We start from the raw sequence: 2,503 nt of genomic DNA, 5'->3' as shown, positions 1-2,503 counted from the left end.
TGCCTTTCCCTGCCGCGCCGGGCACTTCGGGTGTTTCGGTAGTCCAGTGAATATTCAAACCCTCAAAAGCGTAATCCACGTTAATCCATAAAGGTGCGTCTGCAATACTGTTAGGGATAGGCGCACCGGTAGCACTGATTTTTTTCAATCCCTTCGGTTGCAGCGACCAGAATACAATATCCCCAATATGACACCAGAAATCCGCAAAGGTTCCGCCGGAATAATCTAAGAAATAACGATAGGTGAAATGACATTTTGCAGGTATATACTCCGTGTAAGGAGCCGGCCCCAGCCACATATCCCAGTTGAGGTTGGAAGGTATGGGCTCCGCAAGAGTAGCGCCGAGTTTAGGTTCGCTCGAGTTTTTCCATAAACGAACGGTATGTACATTTCCTAATGCTCCAGATTTAATAATTTCCGCTACACGATGATAGTTATCGCCTGCATGAATTTGTGTTCCCATCTGAAATATCCGGTTATACCGGTTGGCATTTTTCAGCATGATCTGACCCTCCCGAACATCATAAGAAAGAGGTTTCTCTCCATACACATCTTTTCCCGCCTGAAAAGCAAGCGATGCAATTGTAGCGTGCCAATGGTCGGGCGTTGCGCAGGTAATAGCATCAATATCCTTCCTGTCGAGAATATGCCGGAAATCGCCATAGGTTTGTGCGGTTGTGCCAGGTTTAAGTTGCTGAAGAGTTTTCAGGGTATTGCCTAAGTGCAATTCATCCACATCGCAAAGGGCAACAATATCTACCTCGGGAATATTGGCAAACCATTTCATGTGATTGTTTCCCATGCCACCCAGTCCAATATGTGCAATACGCAGTTTGTCGCTGGGAGCGGCTTTGCTGTACAAAGACGGAAGGATAGCAAAACCGGCAGCACCTGCACCTACGGTTTTAATGAATTTTCTGCGGCTGAAATGGTTGCTCATAACAATGTGTTAGAAATGAGAGAAGATGATTTTTTTTTAAACTTAAGAAAGAAATGGTTAGGATCGTTTTTATCTGTGATAATTCTGCTCTAAATTATTTCCCAACGGAGCTTCCGCAATCGGGAAATGGAACAGGGAGTAGCCCTGATGGTAGCTTAATGTCTTTTTTTCAACCGACGAAGCTTGATATATTGCACATGCAACTCATCACTAACTCGTGGTCAATGTTCAGGTTGGTGTCACCTGCTGCTAACAAACCTGCGAAAAAAAGAGATCAGGTGTATGTCGTGATAAATCATATCGTAATTTGGCAATAGAATGAATTTAATTTTTTAGTTTACCATTTCTTACCAATAGATGATCATTTTATGAACAGAAGAATTTTGTTACTGTGTTTACTGGTTTCCGTTATATCCCGTATATCAGCGCAGGAACCGGTGAATAAGCTGGTTCCGGGCCAGTGGTTTCATTCCTGGTTGCTTTGTGGTCCTATTCCCCTGGAGGAAGGCACGTCACCAGCACAACCGATGCAGCATTACCCCGGTTTTGATACCGATTATCTTTTAAAATCGGGAGGCGAATCCGGGCTGAAAGTTAAGGCAGGCGATATCGTGAAACAGAAGGGCCGTTCCATCCGGTGGAAGTATATAAATTCACCTGATTCGATTATTGACCTGGTGGCGAATGTTTCCAGGATATCACCGGCGGTAGCTTATGCCTATTCGGAAGTAGAATGTCCTGAAGAGGGCGTGTGGCTTGCTGCACTTGGAACCAACGATGGCGCCGGCTTGTGGATTAACGGAGTACGTCAGTGGGATTATCAGCCTGCAAGGAGTGTTAAGCCCGATTCGGATCTCATTCCGGTTATTTTGAAAAAAGGAAAGAATACTATTTTACTGAAGGTGGAACAACGGGGCAATATGTGGGGTTTCAGCTTCAGATTTCACCGGTTCTCTGCTGAGGACGCATTACAACGAGGGAGTTTTTTTAAGGTGAATACATCAGAAGAAGGAGACAGCAGACTGGTTTCAGATTTTTCACCAGAAGTGCTGTCCATGCTGATTAAGCAGGTGCGGGTTACCGTTCGTAACAAGCAGGGCAAGATTGTGCTTGAGGAGAAAAGAGAAAAAGAATTTAACGGTCTTCTTGATCTGCCCAAAACAGGCTACAAACCGCTTACAGCGGAATTATTCCTTCAACTTAGATCGGGTGAAACATTGTCCCGGAAAATTGATTTTATTTCAGGTAAGCGTGTGGAATATTCTTTGTTTAATCAGGAGAGAAGTAATTATCAAATTGTGCTTACAACAGGCGCTTCAGCATCAGAAAAATGGGCTGCAAAGGAACTCCGGCACTGGCTGAAGGAGGCCGGCGGAGCAGATCTTCCCATTGTTGAATCAGAAAACCACAATCCGGGTCCCCGAATTGTGGTTGGTTATCCGGGATTTTCAGCTATTGGAGAAAAAGAGCCGGATATAAATGACGAATCATTCCGGTATTTTAATTCAGGAGCAGACATTTATATATACGGCGGCAGAGCGCGTGGAACCATGTATGGCGTTT

The 2,503-nt window shown here is 44.7% G+C and carries 2 protein-coding genes; one reads left to right on the top strand and one right to left on the bottom strand.

The window, feature by feature from the left end:
- Window positions 1-940, bottom strand: a 940-nt coding sequence (locus IT233_10150) for a Gfo/Idh/MocA family oxidoreductase (GenBank protein MCC7302993.1), incomplete at its 3' end; no start/stop codon positions are given.
- A 368-nt stretch (window positions 941-1,308) separates the two neighbouring features.
- Between IT233_10150 and IT233_10145 the strand changes: the two genes are divergently transcribed.
- The coding region (locus IT233_10145; protein ID MCC7302992.1) for a hypothetical protein at window positions 1,309-2,503 on the top strand (1,195 nt) is incomplete at its 3' end.

Source organism: Bacteroidia bacterium (assembly GCA_020852255.1).
Lineage (GTDB): Bacteria > Bacteroidota > Bacteroidia > JADZBD01 > JADZBD01 > JADZBD01.
The sequence above is the reverse complement of the archived record's forward strand: the minus strand, read 5'-3'. Positions and strand labels throughout refer to the sequence as shown.